1 protein-coding gene is annotated in these 460 nt (G+C 58.3%); it reads left to right on the top strand.

Annotated elements, in window-relative coordinates; translation table 11 throughout:
• A partial coding sequence (locus tag EN780_RS37650) for a type II secretion system F family protein (protein ID WP_133373022.1) occupies positions 1-460 on the top strand: 460 nt, incomplete at both ends.

Here is a 460-nt window from a genome sequence, read left to right as displayed (position 1 = left end):
CTGCTGTAGCTATCGGCTTTTTTGCTGCCTACACGCTGCTGTCCCGGGTCTTGCCACCTGAAATGCCCGGCTTCATTGCATTTGCTGGCGCCGGCTTGTTTGGGCTCGCCTGTCTGGTTGTCCCCAGTGTCGCGCTTGACCGCTTCGAGAAAGCTCAGATGCAAACTTACCGTCGCGGCTTCCCCGACTTCATGGATATGATGATCACGTGCGCGGACGCAGGTATGAGCCTGGAGGCCGCGGTGGAGCGTGTTAGTAACGAATTGGCGGGAACTCACAAATGGCTGGGCATCCAGCTTGCCATCATGAATCTGCAACTGCGAGCGGGTAAGCCGTTGCGCGAGGCATTGCGCGATCTGTCGGACCGTATTGGTCTTGACGAGGCGCGGGCTCTGGCCATTCTGTTTCGGCAATCGGAAGAACTCGGCACCAGCCTCACGGATGCGCTACGCGTATATAG

It is taken from the genome of Mesorhizobium sp. M4B.F.Ca.ET.089.01.1.1 (genome assembly GCF_004022605.1).
GTDB lineage: Bacteria > Pseudomonadota > Alphaproteobacteria > Rhizobiales > Rhizobiaceae > Mesorhizobium > Mesorhizobium abyssinicae.
This window is presented reverse-complemented; position numbering and strand designations above follow the sequence as displayed.